Origin of the sequence: Streptacidiphilus sp. P02-A3a (assembly GCF_014084105.1) — a bacterium.
Classification (GTDB): Bacteria; Actinomycetota; Actinomycetes; order Streptomycetales; family Streptomycetaceae; genus Streptacidiphilus.
The window spans coordinates 1148233-1165358 of record NZ_CP048289.1; the positions used below are offsets into that span (position 1 = coordinate 1148233).

A 17126-nucleotide genomic window follows, 5' to 3' on the forward strand; every position below is an offset into this window, starting at 1 on the left:
GGTCAGAACTTGTTGCGCGGGGTGATCCCCAGCGACAGGCCGGACAGCCCGCGCTGACGGCTGGAGAGCTTCCCGGCGATGCCGCGCAGCGCCGCGCCGGCGGGGGAGTCCGGGTCGCTGAGCACCACCGGCTTGCCCTCGTCGCCGCCCTGCCGCAGCCGTACGTCGATCGGGATGCTGCCGAGCACCGGCACCCGCGCGCCGGTGGCCTTGGTCAGCGCGTCGGAGACGGTCTGCCCGCCGCCGGTGCCGAAGACGTCCACCATCTCGCCGCAGTGCGGGCAGGGCATGCCGGACATGTTCTCGATCACGCCGACGATGGTCTGGTGGGTCTGCAGCGCGATCGTCCCGGCGCGCTCGGCGACCTCGGCCGCCGCCTGCTGCGGGGTGGTGACGATCAGGATCTCGGCGTTGGGGACGAGCTGCGCCACCGAGATGGCGATGTCGCCGGTGCCCGGCGGCAGGTCCAGCAGCAGCACGTCCAGGTCGCCCCAGTACACGTCGGCCAGGAACTGCTGGAGCGCGCGGTGCAGCATCGGGCCGCGCCACACCACCGGGGCGTTGCCCGGGGTGAACATGCCGATCGAGATCACCTTCACGCCGTGCGCCGACGGCGGCATGATCATGTTCTCGACCTGGGTCGGACGCCCTTCCACCCCCAGCATCCGGGGCACGCTGTGGCCGTAGATGTCGGCGTCCACCACGGCGACCTTGAGGCCGTCGGCGGCCAGCGCGGCGGCCAGGTTCACCGTCACCGAGGACTTGCCGACCCCGCCCTTGCCGGAGGCCACCGCGTACACCCGGGTCAGCGAGCCCGGCTGGGCGAAGGGGATCTCCTTGTCCGGCTTGCCGCCGCGCAGCATCGCCGCCAGCTCCTGCCGCTGCTCGGTGCTCATCACGTCGAGCTCGACGGCGACCGAGGTGATCCCGGGCACGGCGGCCACCGCCTCGGTCACCCGGCTGGTGATGGTCTCCCGCATGGGGCAGCCGGAGACGGTGAGGTACACGGCGACCCGCGCCGCGCCCGCCTCGTCGATCTCGACCGACTTGACCATGCCGAGATCGGTGATCGGCCGGTGGATCTCCGGGTCCTGCACGGTCCCGAGGGCCGTGCGTACGGACTCCTCCAGTGCCGTCGTCTGCGTGTCAGAAGCCATGCACTGATGGTACGGCGCGGCGCGGGCCCGACCGAGCCGCGAACGGCGTGCGCCCGCTCACAGCCGCCCGGCCCGCTCCTCCACCGGCTCGGCGTACGGGCGTTGGTCGAGCTCCTTGAGCAGCGCCTGGAGCTCCGAGCGGAGGAAGTCCCGGGTGGCCACCTCGCCCAGCGCCTGCCGCAGCGCCGCCACCTCCCGGGTCAGGTACTCGGTGTCGGCGACGTTGCGCTCGCCCCGGGCCCGGTCCTGCTCCATGTTGACCTTGTCCCGGTCGTCCTGCCGGTTCTGCGCGAGCAGGATCAGCGGCGCCGCGTACGAGGCCTGCAACGACAGCACCAGGGTCAGGAAGATGAACGGGTACTCGTCGAACCGCCAGCTGTGCGGGGCGGCGATGTTCCACAGCACCCAGAGCAGGATCAGCACGGTCATCCAGACCAGGAACCGCCCGGTGCCCAGGAACCGGGCGATCCGCTCGGAGAGCCTGCCGAAGGCCTCGGAGTCGGGGTTGGGCAGCGTCATCCGGGGGCGGCGGCGCTGCGGCTGGTCCAGTCGGCCGAGGCGGTCCTCCCGCTCGGTACGGCGCTGGGCGGAGGACTCGCGCGGGCGGCGGGATGCCTCGCGCGGGTGGCGGTCACGCGGGTCGCGGCGGTCACCGGCCATCAGCGGCAGTCTCCTCAGCGATCGGGTACGGGGCGTGCGGGAGGTCGTCCTCGTCGGGTGGACCGCCGTGCAGGGCCGACTCGCGCCAGTCCTCGGGCAGGATGTGGTCGAGCACGTCGTCCACGGTGACCGCGCCCAGCAGCAGGCCGCGCTCGTCCACGATCGGCGCCGCCACCATGTTGTAGGTCGCCAGGTAGCTGGTGATCCGGGGCAGCTCGGTCGCCGGGGCGAGCGGGTCCAGGTCGCCGTCGACGATCGCGCCCAGCAGCGTGTACGGGGGCTCCCGCAGCAGCCGCTGGAAGTGCACCAGGCCCAGGTAGCGGCCGGTCGGGGTCTCCGTCGGCGGGCGGCAGACGTACACCTGGGCCGCCTGCGCGGGCTTCAGGTCGGAGTTGCGCACCCGGGCCAGCGCCTCGGCCACGGTCGCGTCCGGCTCCAGCACCACCGGCTCGGTGGTCATCAGCCCGCCCGCGGTGTCCTCGCCGTAGCTCAGCAGCCGCCGGACCGGCGCCGCCTCCTGCGGCTCCATCAGCTGGAGCAGCCGCTCGGCCTCGTGCTCCGGCAGCTCCGACAGCAGGTCGGCGGCGTCGTCCGGGTCCATCGCCTCCAGCACGTCGGCGGCCCGCTCCTGGTGCAGCGCGCCCAGGATCGCCACCTGGTCGTCCTCCGGCAGCTCCTCCATCACGTCGGCCAGCCGCTCGTCGTCCAGCGCGGCGGCGACCTCGGAGCGGCGCTTCGCGGACAGGTGGTGCAGCACGTTCGCCAGGTCGGCCGGGCGCAGCTGCTCGAAGGTCGCCAGCAGGTTGGCCGCGCCCTGGTCCTCCTCGCGCAGCCCGAAGCCGGTGACCGCCGACCAGTCCACGGTCAGCGTCTCGCCCTTCCGGCGGACCGCCCGCCACCAGCCGGTCGGGGCCGTGCCGCTGGTCGGCCCGGACGGTCGGCCGCGCTCGACGAAGACCTTGTCGATCTCCCAGTCGCGGTTCCTGACCTGGGTTATCGCCACGTCCAGCACGGTCACCGTGTCCCCGGCGGCGCCACCGGCCTGCTCGGTGACCAGCTGCACCCGCCGGTCCAGCAGCTCCGCCAGTACCAGGGTCTCGCTGGAGCGCTGCTCGAAGCGGCGCATGTTGATCACACCGGTGGTGATCACCTGACCGGACTCCAGGCTGGTGACCCGGTTCATCGGCAGGAACACCCGGCGCTTGTTGGTGAGCTCCACGGCGAAACCGGCCACCCGGGGCGGTCGGCCGCCCAGTCGCAGGTTGACCACCAGGTCGCGGATCCGGCCCACCTGGTCCCCGTTGGGATCGAAGACGGCCACCCCGACGAGGTGGGAGACGAACACGCGGGAGGCCGCTCCGGTCATCTGACCCTTCCAGGTGGCAGCTGTTCCGGCCGTTCGGCAGTACGGCCGGATGCGCCCAGGCTACCGGTGCCGGGCCGCCCGCACCGCCGCCGTCCGGCCAAGTGCGGACAGCCGACGGTCGGCGACCGGTCAGCGACGGCTGGTCACGACCGACGGCTGGTCACGGTCGGCGGCGCTTGCGGCCGCGGCCGAACAGCAGCCGGGGCAGCGCGGCCGGGATCGGCTGCCGGGTGGTGGCCGGGGTGGGCACCGGCGCCGCCGCCCCCGACTCCGCCGGGAGCGCCCCCGGACGCTGGCTGCTGCCGCCGGTCGGGACGAACCGCAGCACCCGCGACTCCCGCGCCCAGCGGTCGGTGACCGTCTCGAAGTCCGGCGAGTTCAGCCGCTTGGCCTTCAGCTCCACCACCGCGGCGGTCCACGCCTCGCCACCCGGCGACAGCTCCTCCACCCGCGCCGGCCAGGCCAGCAGCCGCCCCCAGGTGTCCTTGCTGCGGACGGTCACGGTCACCGTGTCGCCCTGCGCCCAGCCGTGCAGCGGCTGCTCCGCGCCCTCACCCACCACCACGACCGCGCCCTCGTGCCAGACATGCCACACCGCCCGGTCGCCCCCGGCACCGGCGCTCACCCACACCAGCCCGGACTTCTTCGCCGACTCCTCCACCAGGGCCCGGTCCAGCAGCTCTGCGCTCACCTCAGTCATGCGCCGAAGCGTACGCGTCCACCCAGCGGTCGCACCCTCCCGCCGCAGGCGTCAGTCCCGTACGATCGCAATGCCCCTTACCAGGCCTCTTGCCCCCAGCCCGCCTTCGCCTTCGCCGAGGAGCAGCATGCAGTCGTCCGCCACCACCGCACCGGTGACGCGGACCCCGGTCCACCACCCCGACCTGGCGGACGTCCCCCGGGTCGACTTCGTGCTGCTCGCGCTCGCGGTGTCCGGGGTCGCCTTCTCCGCGCCGCTGATCTCGGCGACCGCCGCGCCGGTGCTGGCCATCGCCTTCTGGCGGAACTGCATCGCCACCGGCGTGCTCTCGCCGATCGCGCTGCTGCGCCAGCGCGCCGAGCTGCGCGAGCTGTTCACCACCGGCCGCCGGACGCTGCTGCTGGCGCTGACCGCCGGGGTGTTCCTGGCCGCGCACTTCGCGATGTGGCTGCCCAGCCTGCGGATGACCTCCATCGCCTCGTCCACCGCGCTGTGCACCACCACCCCGCTGTGGACCACGGTGATCCTGCGGCTGCGCGGGCACCGCGCGCCGCGCGCGGTCTGGATCGGCACCGCCCTGGCCTTCGCCGGGGTGCTGCTGCTCACCGGCGTGGACTTCACCCTCTCGCCGCGCGACCTGGCCGGGGACGGCCTGGCCCTCGGCGCCGGGCTGGCGGCCTCGGGCTACTTCCTGCTCGGCAGCGAGGTCCGACGGACCGTCAGCACCACCGCGTACACCTTCGTCTGCTACGCCACCACGGCGCTGCTGCTGCTGGTCGCCTGCCTGGCCTCGGGCACCGCGCTGACCGGCTTCAGTGGCACCGCCTGGCTGCAGATCGTGCTGCTCACCGGCTGCGCGCAGTTCCTCGGGCACTCGCTGAGCAACCGGGTGGTGCGCACCCTGGGCCCGTCCATGGTCTCCACCGCGATCCTGCTGGAGACACCGGGCGCGGCGCTGATCGCCGCCGTCTGGCTGGGGCAGATGCCGCCGGTCGCGGTCTATCCGGCGGTGGCGGTGATCCTGGCCGGGCTGCTGGTCGTGGTCCGCGCCAACCGCAGCACGTAGGCTGGTGGACCATGCCGCACGATGAACTCCTGAGCGCCGTCGAGGCCCACCTGACCAGCGCCTTCGGTGAGCCGGACGGCCGGGCCGCGGTCACCTTCCTGGGCGCCGACCGGATCGAGGTGCTGCGCTTCGCCGCCGACGAGGGCCTGGTCAGGTACGCCACCCTGGGCATGTCGGCCGCGCCGATGGCGGACCCGAACGACCCGGTGGCGGACCCGGTGCGCGGCCCGCGCGCGGAACTGCTGCTGAGCGTGCGCGGCGGTCGCGACGAGGTGCTCCGGCCGCTGGCCACGCTGGCGGCCTCGCCGCAGGTCGAGGGGCTGGTCGTGGCCCCCGGGGCGTCGCTGGACCTGGGCGCCCCGCTGTGGCCGGGGTCGGCCTTCACCGGCTTCCTGGTGGCCGAGCCCGGCGGGCTCGTGGAGGACCTGCCCCTCCCCGAGCCCGCCGATCCGGTGCGCTTCCTGCCGCTGCTGCCGATGACGCCGAACGAGGCGGCGCACAAGCGGGTGCACGGTGCGGCGGAGCTGCGGGAGCGCTGGCTGCGCCACGGCACCGACCTGCGCGACCCGCACCGGCGCGGCGTCCCGCTGGACTAGCCGGAGCTGTCCGGCCGTCAGTTCTGGGCCGTCAGGTCTGGGCCGTCAGTTCTGGTAGGGGTTCTTCTCCATCGGGACCGGAGGCTGCACCGGCTGCTGGTTCGGGAACTGCGGCTGGACCGGGGGGAGCTGGCCCGGGAACGGCTGCTGGCCGGGGAACTGCTGCTGGCCGGCGAACTGGCCCTGGGCCTCCTGCACGGCCTGGGCCTGCGGCGGGAGCTGGCCGTCGTGGAAGGCGGTCGGCGGCAGGATGGCCAGCAGCTGGTCGAGCTCGTTGCGCCAGTAGCCGTGGACGTTCAGCCGGGTCGCCTTGGCCTGGTTCGGGAACTGCACGTAGATCTTGCTCCACACCCGGGCCCGCTTGACCTGGCTGGCCGGGAACAGGTGCCGGGGGAAGACCGCGACGACCTCACCGGGACGGTTGTTCCACCGGCTCGCGGAGTTGATGACGACCGAGGTGTTGGTGAGCGTCAGGAAGTACATCCGGCGCATCAGCGCGATGATCAGCAGTAGGCCCGGGATCTCCTCGAAGAGGACGTTCAGCCATGGGCTGGGGCCGGTCTCGACGTGCACGGTCGTGATGAACACCTCCCCGGGGGGAGCCGACTGTGAGAGCTTCTCGATGACCTGCTGCTTCTGCTTCGCCCTGCGAATTGCCACGGACCCACCCCATCCTCGGTTCAGCCGCCCGACACGGCGCGCTGAAGGTCGGCAGAGGTTACCAGTTCATATGGATTAAGTAAGGCTTCCTGTGGGTATTGGCAGCGGGTTCGCAGCCGACCGGTTCAGGCGGTCCTGGGCTTCGCCCCGGTCGCCTGGGCGACCAGCGCCTGGTACACCTCCGGGGCGGTGGTGTTCGCGCCGAGCCGCACGGCCTTGCGGTCGCCGTGGTAGTCGCTGGAGCCGGTGGCCAGCAGCCCGAGACCGGCGGCCAGGTCGCGCAGCCGGGCCCGGGTCGGTTCGTCGTGGTCGATGTGGTCCACCTCCAGGCCGCCCAGGCCCGCCGCCGCCAGCTCGGTGATCACCTGCTCGGACACCGTCCGCCCGCGCTTGATCGCGCCCGGATGGGCGAACACCGGCACCCCGCCCGCCGCGCGCACCATCCGTACCGCCGCGAACGGGTCCAGCTCGTGCTTGCGCACGTCCGCCCGGCCGCCGTTGGCCAGCCACTGCCCGGTGAACGCCGAGTCGATGTCGGCGACCACGCCCGCCTCCACCAGTGCGCTGGCCACGTGCGGTCGGCCCACCGCGCCGGTCCCGGCGATCCGCCGGACCTGCTCCCAGGTGATCGGCGCGCCCAGGACCCGGCAGCGCTCGACCATGGCCTCGGCCCGGCGGAAGCGGTCGGTGTGCACCAGCTCCCGCTCCCGGGCGAACTCCGGCTCCTCCGGGTCGAACAGGTACGCCAGCAGGTGCATCGAGATCCCGTCGACCACGCAGGACAGCTCCGCCCCGGTGACCAGGGTCAGCCCGCTGCCCGCGAGCGGGCGGTCGTCGAGCGCGGCGATCGCCTCGGCGTAGCCGGAGACCGTGTCGTGGTCGGTCAGCGCCACCACGTCCAGACCCGCGGCCAGGGCGTTGCCCAGCAGCTCGGCGGGGCTGTCGGTGCCGTCGGAGGCGGAACTGTGGGCGTGCAGGTCGATGCGCACGGGGGCTCCAGGGGCTGGTCGGTCGCTGCCGGAAGCCTAAGGGGTCGGCCCCGGCTCTCAGCCGATCAGTCGGGGGGAGAGCGCGCCGCAGGGGATCAGGTCCAGCTCGGCGCCCGCGTCGCGCAGGTCGGTGAGCACCAGTTCGTCGTACATCAGCAGCCCGGTGCGCTCCGGCCAGACGACGGCCCACAGCCACAGGCCGCGCGCCTCGCCGACGAAGACCGCGCGGTCGTCCGGGACGTCGGCGACGTGCCACAGCGCCGTCGGCCGACCGCTGGCCAGCACCTTGGCGTGCGGCGGTTTGTCGACGTCGATGGAGTCGCCGGGATCCGATCCGCTCAGCCCGGCGAAGCGCGCGCCCAGGCCCACGCCCAGCTCCTCGGCGACCAGGATCAGCTCGCCGGGGCCGCCCAGCGGTCCCGGTCCGGAGCAGGCCACGGCCGTGGCGCGGGCGCCGGACAGGTCGTCACCGGCGTGCGCGATCCCGGTGAACAGCCAGCCGACCGGCAGCGGCCAGGGCATCCACACCGGCACCTCGGCCCGCGCCACGGCGACGCCGAGGGCCTGCACGCTCGGCGGGACGACGGGTTGCAGTGGGTGGACCGCCCCGTGGGCGTCGCACTGCCACGTATCGGTGAACAGCCCGGGGGCGCGGACACGGCCCCCGCACCTCGGGCAACTGGGCTCGCCCCTCATAGACGACCACGGTCCTCCCTCGCGGGCCCCTCGTCAAGGACGATCACCCGGCTGGCGGGGGGCGCGCGAGTCGGGCTCGCGCTGGTGTTCGGAATGGGGGCTTTCGGGTGCTCCGGGTACGAAAGAAGCGGTGGCCCCGGGACCGAGGTCCCTGGGGCCACCGCTCCCTGGCCGCCGTACTGTACGGGCTGCCGATCCGCCGGTCGGCGGTTCGGTCAGCGCTTCACGAAGCCTGGTACGGGCGGATGTAGAGGCGCTCGCCGGTGAGGGCGGCGGCCTCGACCATCGCGCGGACCGTCTCCGCGTCGGCGATGAGGCGGTCCGTCGTGGTGCCGTCGGCGTCCAGGCGCATGACCTCGAATCGCATGGGCCTCTCCCTTCCTGACCTCTTGCGAGGAATGGGCGGTGCGTGGCGTCGCATCCGTGCCTGCTCCTCACACCGTCGACTGTGCGGCAGAACTGCTTCGGCGACGTTGCCCGGTGATGACACCGGTGTGTCGGACCGAAACCGGTCCGAGGCAGGGGAGGACGGTACACGTGGTGCGCGCGGGGGAACGAGATTGCCGGGCAGAGGGATACCGACGACGAGAACATTACCGAAGCTAACGATTATTGTCGCGTCGGTTAGGAAACCTGCCCGCATTCGCGATCGATTCGGGCCGGTAATCGCTCATTTTGCAACCGTTCCTGGTCGCTGAGCCGCTGTCAGCTGACGGCCGACCAGAACTCGGCCAGCGCCGCCGCCGTGTCCTCCGGCTGCTCGGCGTTGGGGGAGTGCCCGGCTCCGGCCACCGCGACATGGCGCGCGCCGAGCCGCGCCGCCATCCGCGCCTGCTCCGGCACCGGCCAGGCGTAGTCGCGCTCACCGGAGAGCACCAGCGTGCTCACCCCCACCGCGGCCAGCGCGTCCACCCGGTCCGGCTCCACGGTCAGCTGCCGCCCGGTCACCCGCAGCGCGGCCGGGACGTTGGCCAGCCAGCGCCGGTGCAGGAAGTCCGCGACCTCCGGATCGGCCTTCGACGGGTTGCCCGAGGCCGCCTCCAGCTCCTGCATCGCCTGCCAGACCGCCTCCATCTCCATCACCGGCGGCAGCACCGAGACCAGCAGTTCCGCCCGCCCGGCCTCCTCCGCGCAGACCGCGCCGGGACCGGTGCTCATCAGCGTCACCGAGTCCCAGGGCAGCGCGCCTCCCTCGGCGGCGGCCCGGAGCAGCGCCTCGCGCACCACGTAGCCGCCGAAGGAGTGACCGAGCAGGTGCAGCGGCCCTTCGGCGGCGACGGCCCCGGTCACCGCCCGCAGGTCCAGCGCCAGTGCCTCCAGGCCGTAGGCGGCCTCGTCGTCCGGACCGCCGGTCTCGAACTGGCCGCGCTGGTCCACCGCCACCACTTGGAAACCGGCCAGCGCCAGCGGCTCCAGCAGCGCGATGAAGTCCTCCTTGCTGCCGGTGAACCCGGGCAGCAGCAGCGCGGTGCCGCGCACCGGCCCGGTCGGCGGCAGTGCCCGCAGCGCGGCGAAGCCGCCCCGGGCGGTGTCCAGCCGGACGCTGCGGGCCGAGGCGGGCAGCCTGAGGAACGGCGGGGTGCTCATCGAGCGGTTCTCCTCCACTGGGGCGGGACGGTTCCGCTGAGCCTAGCCAGCGCGGGTGTCGACCCGGTGGCGCGCACGCGGCGGCGGGGCCGGACTGTTCGTCCGACCCCGCCCACCCGCTGTCCTTCCCGCCGCCTCACGGCCGCGGTGCGCGGCCTACCGGCGCAGCGCGGCCTCGGCGGCGGCGGTCGCGGCGGCTGCGGCGGCCAGTCGCTCGCTGCGGCGCAGCCGACGCTGCGGAGCCTCCGCCGGAGCGGGGACCGTGGCCGGAGCCTCGGGCGCCGGGCGCCGACGCGGCGCCGGTACCTCGGCCGAGGCGGCGACCGGCTCGGCCGCCGCCCCCTCGGGCCGGGCGGCCCGACGCCGACGCCGCGGCGCGGGCGCCTCGGTCTCGGCGGGGGCCTCGACCACGACGGCGGTCTCCACGACGGTGGTCCCGCCGGCGGTGGCCTCGACCGCAGCGGCGGTCTCGGTGACCGCCTCGGTGGCGGGCTTGGCGGTCCGGCGGCGGCGACGCGACGCCGGAGCGGCCTCGGTCGCGGCCTCCACCTCGGTCGCGGTCGCGGTCTCCGCGACCACCACCGGCACGGCGGCCTCGGTGATCGCCTCGGCGGCCTCGGCGACCGACTTGGCGGCGCGGCGGCGACGCGGCGCGGGCGCCTCGGCGGCGACCGGCTCCACGGCGGTGGCCTCGACCGCAGCGGCGGTCTCGGTGACCGCCTCGGTGGCGGGCTTGGCGGTCCGGCGGCGGCGACGCGACGCCGGAGCGGCCTCGGTCTCGGCCTCCACCTCGGTCCCCACCTCGGTCGCAGTCACGGTCTCCGCGACCACCACCGGCACGGCGGCCTCGGTGATCGCCTCGGCGGCCGCGACCACCTGCGCGGCCTCGCCGGTGGCCTTGGCGGCCCGGCGGCGACGCGGCGCGGGCGCCTCGGCGGCGGCCTCCTCGACGGTGCCCTCCACCACGGCGCTGGTCTCGACCCCGGCCGCGACCTCGACCCCGGCCGCGACCTCGACCCCGGCCGCGCCACGGGTGCGTCGGCGCTGGCGGCGCGGACGCTCCTCGGCCGCCGGTGCCTCGGCCGGTGCGGCGGCGGGCCGACGGCGGCCCTCTGCCTTGGCGTCGCCACGGCCGGGCGCGCGCCCGCGTCCGCCCGGCTCGCCCAGGTCCTCGATCTGCTCGGCGCCCAGGCCCGCGCGGGTGCGGTCGGCCCGCGGCAGCACGCCCTTGGTGCCCGCGGCGATGCCCAGCAGCTCGAACAGGTGCGGCGAGGTGGAGTAGGTCTCCTCCGGCTCGGTCAGGCCGAGCTCCAGCGCCTTGTTGATCAGACCCCAGCGGGGGACGTCGTCCCAGTCCACCAGGGTGACCGCGGTACCGGACGCGCCCGCGCGGCCGGTGCGGCCGATGCGGTGCAGGTAGGTCTTCTCGTCCTCGGGGCACTGGTAGTTGATCACATGGGTCACGCCCTCGACGTCGATGCCGCGCGCGGCGACGTCGGTGCAGACCAGCACGTCGACCTTGCCGTTGCGGAAGGCGCGGAGCGCCTGCTCGCGGGCGCCCTGGCCGAGGTCCCCATGCACCGCGCCGGCCGCGAAGCCGCGCTGGGTGAGCTGGTCGGAGACGTCGGCGGCGGTGCGCTTGGTCCGGCAGAAGATCATCGCCAGGCCGCGGCCCTCGGCCTGGAGGATCCGGGAGACCGTCTCGACCTTGTCCATCGAGTGCGCCCGGAAGGCGAACTGCTTGACGGCGGCCACGGTCGCGCCGGTGTCGTCCGGGGCGGTCGCGCGGATGTGGGTGGGCTGGCTCATGTAGCGGCGGGCGAGGCTGATCACCTGGCCCGGCATGGTGGCCGAGAACAGCATGGCCTGCCGCCGGGTCGGCAGCATGGTCATGATCTTCTCGACGTCGGGCAGGAACCCGAGGTCGAGCATCTCGTCCGCCTCGTCCAGCACCAGGATGCGCACGGCGGAGAGGTCCAGCTTGTGCTGCCGGGCCAGGTCGAGCAGGCGGCCGGGGGTGCCGACGACCACGTCGACGCCCTTCTGCAGCGCCTCCACCTGCGGCTCGTAGGCGCGTCCGCCGTAGATGGCGAGGACCCGCACATTGCGGACCTTTCCGGCGGTCTGGAGGTCGTTGGTGACCTGGGTGCACAGCTCGCGGGTCGGCACGACGACCAGCGCCTGCGGCGTGGTGGTCAGCTCGGCGGCGGCGCAGCGACCCGCGTCGACGTCCGCCTGGACGCGGACGCGGTCGATGATCGGGAGCCCGAAGCCCAGGGTCTTGCCAGTGCCGGTCTTGGCCTGGCCGATGACGTCGTGGCCGCTCAGGGCCACCGGGAGGGTCATCTCCTGGATCGGGAAGGGGGAAATGATGCCGACGGCCTCTAGGGCCTCTGCGGTCTCGGAAAGGATCCCGAGGTCTCGGAACGTAGTCGTAGTCAGGGCGATGCCTCTTCCGGTGTGGGCGGCCGGGCGGGGGGCGGCCGGGCGCCGGTACGTGTCACACGTACTGGCGCGCTGACCGCGACCGGCGTCCTCGCGGGCCGTCTCGCGTGCCAGCCTCTCGTCGCATGTCTCATGGACGGTCGGGCGGCGCTGCGAGCGGCCAATGACGGGAGGCCCGGCGCGGGACCGCGTAGGTGCGGTCTGCGGCGGCCCTCGCTCGGCCACTGCGGGCCCTTCGTGGTCCGTCCCCGGATCGGAAGGGCTGGGTCGGTCGGAGCCGATCGTTCCACCGACCGGGCATCCGTCTGCGTGAGGAAACCGGTACGCGCTTGCGGGCACATACGCCGGTCCTCACTACCACCATACCGTCAAGCGATTGATCGAACACGTGACGTGCGATACATGAGGGCCCGGTCCGCCCCCGGCGGCGCTTCGGGAAGGCCCCCGCGGCCGACTAAGGTCGGGCCCATGGAGACCTCTCAGCCCTCGCGGCCCAGCAAGGACACCGGCAAGGACCGTCGGCGCGCCGAGGTGGCGCATCCCTCGATCGGTGACTGGGAGACCTGTGCGGCCGACCCGCAGTACCGGGCGGCCGTGCTGGACCTGCTCGGCGCCCTGGCCTACGGCGAGCTGAGCGCCTTCGAGCGGCTGGCCGAGGACGCCAAGCTGGCGCCCACGCTGGAGGACAAGGCGGCGCTGGCCGGGATGGCCGCCGCCGAGTTCCAGCACTACCAGCAGCTGCACGACCGGCTGGTGGAGACCGGCGCGGACCCGACCGAGGCGATGCAGCCCTTCGCCGAGCCGCTGGAGGCGTTCCACCGGATGACCGCCCCGGCGGACTGGCCGGAGAGCCTGGTCAAGGCGTACGTGGGCGACTCCATCGCCAACGACTTCTACCGCGAGGTGGCGGCCAGGCTGGACGACGACACCCGCTCGCTGGTGCTGCGGGTGATGTCCGACACCGGCCACACCCAGTTCGCGATCGAGAAGGTCCGCCAGGCCATCGAGGCCGAGCCGAGGGTGGCCGGACGGCTGGCGCTGTGGGGCCGACGGCTGATGGGCGAGGCGCTGAGCCAGGCGCAGCGGGTCGTCGCCGAGCGGGACGCGCTGTCGAACCTGCTGATCGGCGGGGTCGAGGTGCGCGGGTTCGACCTGGTCGAGGTCGGCAAGATGTTCAACCGGATCACCGAGGCGCACACCAAGCGGATGGCCGCCCTGGGTCTGGCCTCCTGACCCGCCCGCGCGCGGATCCCCGCGCCGGGGATCCGCGGTCGCGGGCCTCAGGCGTGGTGCGGGTGCCTCGGCGCGCGGTGCAGCGGGCGTGACCGCTGGTCCGGCCTGGCCAGCACCGACACCAGCAGGCCCGCGCCGACCAGGGCGAGCAGGGAGCTGGCGAGCAGGCTGCCCGGGCCCATGATGATCCGGGCCAGGCCGCCGATGAGCAGCGCCGAGATCATCCCGGTGAACACGGTCAGGGCGCGCGGCGCCCGGAACAGCCGCGGCAGCAGCAGCGCGGCCCCGGTTCCGACGACCAGTCCCAACAGGGCGAACGTCACGATGTCCAGTGCCACCGGCGATGCCTCCTCCCGGCTCGGTCCTGCGGGGGCGAACAACCAGGGACGTACCCAGCGGCGGCCCGGGTCATGCGGAGTGGCGCGATCCGGGGGTCGGGCGGCCGGAATCACCCCCGCAGGGAGGCACCCGGCGGGCGACTCGCGCGGGCGTCCGCTACGCGACGCGACGGCGGCCCCACCCCCGGTTCGGGGTGGGGCCGCCGTCGCGTGCCGTAGCCGGGACTCAGATGGCGCCGAAGCCCACCTTGCGCGCGGCCTGCTCGCCGATCTCCACATAGGCGAGGCGCTCGCCCGGGACCAGGACCTTGCGGCCGTGCTCGTCGACGAGCACCAGCAGCTTGGAGCTGCCTTCGAGCGCGGCAGAGACCGCGCCCTCGACCTCTTCCGCAGACTGCGAGCTTTCGAGAACGATCTCCCGAGCCGCGTTCTGCACGCCGATCTTGACCTCCACCGCTTCGTCCCTCCGGCCCCTCAAGGCGTGTTGCTGGTTATCCACGCGCGACAGGTCGCGCCGTACGGCCCAACCTTACGGGGTCAGTGTCCCGCGGCGGGGTCGCCGCCATGCATGGGGAAGCCCTTGAGGCCGCGCCAGGAGAGGCTGGAGACCAGCCGGACCGCCTCGTCGCTGGGGATGCTGCCGCCCTGGGCCAGCCAGAAGCGCGCGGTGATCTGGCACAGGCCGCAGACGCCGACCGCGAGCAGCATGGCCTCCTCCTCGGGGAGGTCGGTGTCCTCCGCGATCACCTTGCTGACCAGGGTGGCGGTCTCCCGGGTGACCTTCTCCACGCGTTCGCGCACGGCGGACTCGTTGGTCAGGTCCGACTCGAAGACCAGCCGGAAGGCGCCGGACTCGGCCGCCACGTAGTCGAAGTACGCCTCCGTGGTCGCCAGCACCCGGAGCTTGTTGTCGGTGGTCGCCTCCAGCGCCGCGCGGATCGCGTCGACCAGCGCGTCGCAGTGCCGGTCCAGGAGTGCGAGGTAGAGCTCCAGCTTGCCCGGGAAGTGCTGGTACAGAACGGGCTTGCTGACCCCGGCGCGCTCGGCGATGTCGTCCATCGCGGCGGCGTGGTAGCCCTGGGCGACGAAGACCTCCTGGGCCGCCCCCAGCAACTGGTTGCGGCGGGCACTCCGCGGCAGGCGGCCGGTCGTGGGTTTGCCTGGGCGCTGGCGCTCGTCCGTGTCCTGGATAGCCGTCACGGCGCTCCTTACTCACGGTTGTGGGGCTCCGGTGCGCGCGATCCGACCGGTCCGGCGGTCGGTGCGGTTTCCCACCGCCACACCCCGGACCCAGGCCGCGTGCGGCCGAGGCCGTGCGGGTGGTGCTTCCGGAGCCATCCTACTTGTCGGTAATCCCTTGGACTCCTGGTCGCCGAAAGAAAGTCTCGGGCATGCGTTGTGCAAAGTCCACAACGCAAGATGGGGCAGAGCCGTACATAATGGTGCAGATCTGGCAAACTCCAGGGTCAGCGGTACTCGTCCTCGTCGATCACCACCACCCGGCGCTGCTCCACGGCATCCGCCTCGGGGGTCTCCAGGTCCAGGTCCTCGACCGGCTCGTCGACCGCCGCGGCGTCCTCCTCCACCTCCCCCGGAGCCGGGGGCTCCTCGGCTGCCTCGGGTTCGTCGATGATCGCCTCGGGGTCGCTCATGGTCGGTAACCTCCCGGAATACGGCGGCGCGGCAGCTACCCGCTGGTGCTTCGAGCGTAGAAGAACCTTCCCCGGCCCGCTCGGTCATAACATCGTTCCCATGAGCGAGAGCGGACTGCCTGAAACGCCGGAGCCCACGCGGTCATCGCAGCGGCTGACCATTCCCGGGTGCCCCCTGTACGTCGAGGCGACGGCGCCCGAGCGGCCCGACCTGCCCCCCGCGCTGTTCGTCCACGGACTGGGTGGTTCCAGCCAGAACTGGTCGCTGCTGATGCGGAGCCTGGCCGGGGACGTCGACGGCCACGCCGTGGACCTGCCCGGATTCGGGCAGTCCCCGCCGCCGGACGACGCCGACCTGTCGGTCTCCGCGCACGTCTGGGCCGTGGTCGAGTACCTGGAGCTGTCCGGACGCGGCCCGGTCCACCTCTTCGGCAACTCGCTGGGCGGCGCGGTCGCGACCAGGCTGGCCGCGCTCCGCCCGGACCTGGTCCGGACGCTGACGCTGATCTCGCCCGCGCTGCCGGAGGTGCCGCCGCAGACCTCGGCGCTGCCCACCGCGCTGCTGGCGGTGCCCGGCGTGCCCGGCCTGTTCACCCGGCTCACCCGGGGACAGCCCGCCGAGCAGCAGACCGAGGCGCTGCTCGAACTCTGCTACGGCGACCCGGGCCTGATCGACGCCCAGCGCCGGGCCGAGATGGTCGCCGAGTACCAGCGGCGGCAGGCCCTGCCGTACGCCATGGACGTGCTCGCGCGCAGCGCCCGGGGCGTCGTCCGGGCGTACACCGAGCGCGGCCCGCGGGCGCTGTGGCGGCAGGCGGAGCAGGTGCGGGTGCCGGTGCTGCTGGTCTACGGGCTGCGCGACAAGCTGGTCTCCTACCGGATGGCGCGGCGGGCCGGGCAGGCGTTCCGCGACTCCCGGCTGCTGGTGCTGCCGGAGGCCGGGCACGTGGCGATGATGGAGTACCCGGAGCTGGTCGCCGGGCAGTTCCGGCAGCTGCTGGCGGAGGCCTCGGCCCGGTCGGCGGGCGCCGCCGAGGGCTCGGCCCAGGTCCCGGTGGCCCAGCCGTAGCCCGGTAGTACCCCCCCGGGTAGTCCCCCCCGGGTAGTACCCCCGGCTCGCCGGTCAGCCGTAGACCGCGTGGCAGGCGTTCTCCTGGACGCTGCCCAGGGGCCAGCCGCCGTAGCTCGTGCCCAGGTCGCAGATGCCGCCGCCGTCGCCGCGCGGCGGCACGCGGTGCGCGGCGGTGTGCCCGGCCACGCGCCGCGGCGGCGGTGGCGGTGCGGCCGGGCGGCCCGGCGCGGGATGGGGCCTGCGCGGCACCGCCCCGGCGCGCGGCTGTACCCGCCCGCCGGGCGCGGGCGGGGTGGGCGTGGGCGCGGGGTAGGCGACGCCCAGGATCCGCACCGGCGCGGGCGGCGGCAGCGGACCCCCGGCCCCGACTCCGCCGCCGGTACCGGGTGCCGCCCCGGCCCTGAGCCGGGTGGTCGGCGCGCCCTCGGTCCGGTGCGGCCGCGGGTGGCCGGGCGCGGACGTCGGTCCGTGTACCACCGTGGCGCAGCTGACCAGCAGCGAGCCCGCGCCGAGCAGGGCCAACACGGCCAGCGACCGGCGCGCGGCCCGGCCCTGCGGTGGTTCCGGCCGGGCGCGGCGCGGGAGCTGTGGCGGGAGCGGTTCGGCCATCTGGCACCTCCGGAGCGGGGCGGCCGGCCGGTGGCCGGACTGCGTGTCCCCGTGGGAACGAGCGAGGCCCGACCGGGTCACCGCCGCGCTCCGGGGGGGCGCCCGCAACGCCCCGGGGCGCCGGGGGTTGCGCACCTTCACTCCTTCGGGTGGTAGCCGCCCGTACGGCCGACTGATTGTCAGTGACCGGTCGTAGTTTCGTCTCGTCGGGCCGAACAGACGTCGGGGGCGCACGGGGGGAGTCATTCGGTTCCCGACCCTGCCCGCCTCCGGGCCGCCTGCCGTCCGGCGCCGTCCAGC

Annotated in this window: 19 protein-coding genes; 4 read left to right on the forward strand and 15 right to left on the reverse strand. The window is 74.0% G+C overall.

The features are described 5' to 3' along the window. Positions 1-2 precede the first annotated feature (2 nt). The 4 genes from GXP74_RS05320 to GXP74_RS05335 form a co-directional block, all read right to left on the reverse strand. Complete coding sequence (locus GXP74_RS05320; protein WP_182450255.1) at positions 3-1157, reverse strand: Mrp/NBP35 family ATP-binding protein; 1155 nt, start codon at positions 1155-1157, stop codon at positions 3-5. 57 nt (positions 1158-1214) lie between these two features. Then, positions 1215-1817 (reverse strand): DUF1003 domain-containing protein, encoded by a 603-nt coding sequence (locus tag GXP74_RS05325; RefSeq protein ID WP_182450256.1) that lies wholly within the window; start codon positions 1815-1817, stop codon positions 1215-1217. Then, a complete protein-coding gene (locus GXP74_RS05330; protein WP_182450257.1) occupies positions 1807-3183 on the reverse strand; it encodes a magnesium transporter MgtE N-terminal domain-containing protein in 1377 nt (458 codons plus the stop codon). Before GXP74_RS05330 ends, GXP74_RS05325 begins: the two co-directional genes overlap by 11 nt. Before the next feature lie 160 nt (positions 3184-3343). Continuing rightward, entirely contained in the window at positions 3344-3883 is a 540-nt protein-coding gene (locus GXP74_RS05335) for a hypothetical protein (RefSeq protein ID WP_182450258.1), read from the reverse strand. 127 nt (positions 3884-4010) lie between these two features. On the opposite strand from GXP74_RS05335, the gene GXP74_RS05340 reads away from it, so the two are divergent. Together GXP74_RS05340 and GXP74_RS05345 are read left to right on the forward strand one after the other, a co-directional pair. Beyond that, positions 4011-4949, forward strand: a complete 939-nt coding sequence (locus GXP74_RS05340; protein ID WP_182450259.1) for a DMT family transporter — start codon at positions 4011-4013, stop codon at positions 4947-4949. 11 nt (positions 4950-4960) lie between these two features. Next, on the forward strand, positions 4961-5545 hold the full coding sequence (locus GXP74_RS05345) for a suppressor of fused domain protein (RefSeq protein ID WP_182450260.1): 585 nt from the start codon (positions 4961-4963) through the stop codon (positions 5543-5545). Positions 5546-5590: 45 nt separating this feature from the next. Here GXP74_RS05345 and GXP74_RS05350 read toward each other — a convergent pair whose 3' ends face one another. From GXP74_RS05350 to GXP74_RS05375, 6 genes are all read right to left on the reverse strand, one after another. After that, positions 5591-6205 carry a hypothetical protein gene (locus tag GXP74_RS05350; protein WP_182450261.1) on the reverse strand — a complete coding sequence of 205 codons (615 nt, stop codon included), beginning with the start codon at positions 6203-6205 and terminating at the stop codon, positions 5591-5593. A gap of 125 nt (positions 6206-6330) precedes the next feature. Further along, positions 6331-7194, reverse strand: coding sequence for a PHP domain-containing protein (locus tag GXP74_RS05355; protein ID WP_182450262.1), 864 nt, complete (start codon positions 7192-7194; stop codon positions 6331-6333). Between the two features lie 57 nt (positions 7195-7251). Continuing rightward, on the reverse strand, positions 7252-7890 hold the full coding sequence (locus tag GXP74_RS05360; protein WP_182450263.1) for a DUF6758 family protein: 639 nt from the start codon (positions 7888-7890) through the stop codon (positions 7252-7254). A gap of 223 nt (positions 7891-8113) precedes the next feature. Continuing rightward, positions 8114-8257 (reverse strand): hypothetical protein, encoded by a 144-nt coding sequence (locus GXP74_RS05365; RefSeq protein WP_182450264.1) that lies wholly within the window; start codon positions 8255-8257, stop codon positions 8114-8116. A 338-nt stretch (positions 8258-8595) separates the two neighbouring features. Beyond that, positions 8596-9477 (reverse strand): alpha/beta fold hydrolase, encoded by an 882-nt coding sequence (locus GXP74_RS05370; RefSeq protein WP_182450265.1) that lies wholly within the window; start codon positions 9475-9477, stop codon positions 8596-8598. A 156-nt stretch (positions 9478-9633) separates the two neighbouring features. Continuing rightward, positions 9634-11823, reverse strand: coding sequence for a DEAD/DEAH box helicase (locus GXP74_RS05375; protein WP_182450266.1), 2190 nt, complete (start codon positions 11821-11823; stop codon positions 9634-9636). 567 nt (positions 11824-12390) lie between these two features. Between GXP74_RS05375 and GXP74_RS05380 the strand changes: the two genes are divergently transcribed. Beyond that, positions 12391-13155: a ferritin-like fold-containing protein gene (locus GXP74_RS05380; RefSeq protein ID WP_182450267.1), complete on the forward strand. Its 765-nt coding sequence runs from the start codon at positions 12391-12393 to the stop codon at positions 13153-13155. 47 nt (positions 13156-13202) lie between these two features. Here the strand turns inward: GXP74_RS05380 and GXP74_RS05385 are convergent, their stop codons facing one another. The 4 genes from GXP74_RS05385 to GXP74_RS05400 all read right to left on the reverse strand — a co-directional run bounded on the left by GXP74_RS05385 (position 13203) and on the right by GXP74_RS05400 (position 15145). Then, positions 13203-13493: a hypothetical protein gene (locus GXP74_RS05385; protein WP_182450268.1), complete on the reverse strand. Its 291-nt coding sequence runs from the start codon at positions 13491-13493 to the stop codon at positions 13203-13205. Positions 13494-13719: 226 nt separating this feature from the next. Next, positions 13720-13947 carry a DUF3107 domain-containing protein gene (locus GXP74_RS05390; RefSeq protein WP_182450269.1) on the reverse strand — a complete coding sequence of 76 codons (228 nt, stop codon included), beginning with the start codon at positions 13945-13947 and terminating at the stop codon, positions 13720-13722. A gap of 83 nt (positions 13948-14030) precedes the next feature. Next, positions 14031-14693 (reverse strand): TetR/AcrR family transcriptional regulator, encoded by a 663-nt coding sequence (locus GXP74_RS05395; protein ID WP_182450270.1) that lies wholly within the window; start codon positions 14691-14693, stop codon positions 14031-14033. Between the two features lie 266 nt (positions 14694-14959). Next, the gene (locus GXP74_RS05400) at positions 14960-15145 is read right to left on the reverse strand and encodes a hypothetical protein (protein WP_182450271.1); all 186 of its coding nucleotides are present in this window, start codon (positions 15143-15145) and stop codon (positions 14960-14962) included. 100 nt (positions 15146-15245) lie between these two features. Between GXP74_RS05400 and GXP74_RS05405 the strand changes: the two genes are divergently transcribed. Beyond that, positions 15246-16214 carry an alpha/beta fold hydrolase gene (locus GXP74_RS05405; protein ID WP_182450272.1) on the forward strand — a complete coding sequence of 323 codons (969 nt, stop codon included), beginning with the start codon at positions 15246-15248 and terminating at the stop codon, positions 16212-16214. 54 nt (positions 16215-16268) lie between these two features. Here GXP74_RS05405 and GXP74_RS05410 read toward each other — a convergent pair whose 3' ends face one another. Beyond that, positions 16269-16826: a hypothetical protein gene (locus tag GXP74_RS05410; RefSeq protein ID WP_182450273.1), complete on the reverse strand. Its 558-nt coding sequence runs from the start codon at positions 16824-16826 to the stop codon at positions 16269-16271. Positions 16827-17126: the final 300 nt, after the last annotated feature.

Excerpts from the sequence above, each read along its gene's own strand:
- GXP74_RS05320 (WP_182450255.1), bottom strand. The coding sequence starts at position 1,157 with ATGGCTTCTGACACGCAGACGACGGCACTGGAGGAGTCCGTACGCACG.
- GXP74_RS05325 (WP_182450256.1), bottom strand. The coding sequence starts at position 1,817 with ATGGCCGGTGACCGCCGCGACCCGCGTGACCGCCACCCGCGCGAGGCA.
- GXP74_RS05330 (WP_182450257.1), bottom strand. The coding sequence starts at position 3,183 with ATGACCGGAGCGGCCTCCCGCGTGTTCGTCTCCCACCTCGTCGGGGTG.
- GXP74_RS05335 (WP_182450258.1), bottom strand. The coding sequence starts at position 3,883 with ATGACTGAGGTGAGCGCAGAGCTGCTGGACCGGGCCCTGGTGGAGGAG.
- GXP74_RS05340 (WP_182450259.1), top strand. The coding sequence starts at position 4,011 with ATGCAGTCGTCCGCCACCACCGCACCGGTGACGCGGACCCCGGTCCAC.
- GXP74_RS05345 (WP_182450260.1), top strand. The coding sequence starts at position 4,961 with ATGCCGCACGATGAACTCCTGAGCGCCGTCGAGGCCCACCTGACCAGC.
- GXP74_RS05360 (WP_182450263.1), bottom strand. The coding sequence starts at position 7,890 with ATGAGGGGCGAGCCCAGTTGCCCGAGGTGCGGGGGCCGTGTCCGCGCC.
- GXP74_RS05365 (WP_182450264.1), bottom strand. The coding sequence starts at position 8,257 with ATGCGATTCGAGGTCATGCGCCTGGACGCCGACGGCACCACGACGGAC.
- GXP74_RS05370 (WP_182450265.1), bottom strand. The coding sequence starts at position 9,477 with ATGAGCACCCCGCCGTTCCTCAGGCTGCCCGCCTCGGCCCGCAGCGTC.
- GXP74_RS05375 (WP_182450266.1), bottom strand. The coding sequence starts at position 11,823 with ATGACCCTCCCGGTGGCCCTGAGCGGCCACGACGTCATCGGCCAGGCC.
- GXP74_RS05380 (WP_182450267.1), top strand. The coding sequence starts at position 12,391 with ATGGAGACCTCTCAGCCCTCGCGGCCCAGCAAGGACACCGGCAAGGAC.
- GXP74_RS05400 (WP_182450271.1), bottom strand. The coding sequence starts at position 15,145 with ATGAGCGACCCCGAGGCGATCATCGACGAACCCGAGGCAGCCGAGGAG.
- GXP74_RS05405 (WP_182450272.1), top strand. The coding sequence starts at position 15,246 with ATGAGCGAGAGCGGACTGCCTGAAACGCCGGAGCCCACGCGGTCATCG.
- GXP74_RS05410 (WP_182450273.1), bottom strand. The coding sequence starts at position 16,826 with ATGGCCGAACCGCTCCCGCCACAGCTCCCGCGCCGCGCCCGGCCGGAA.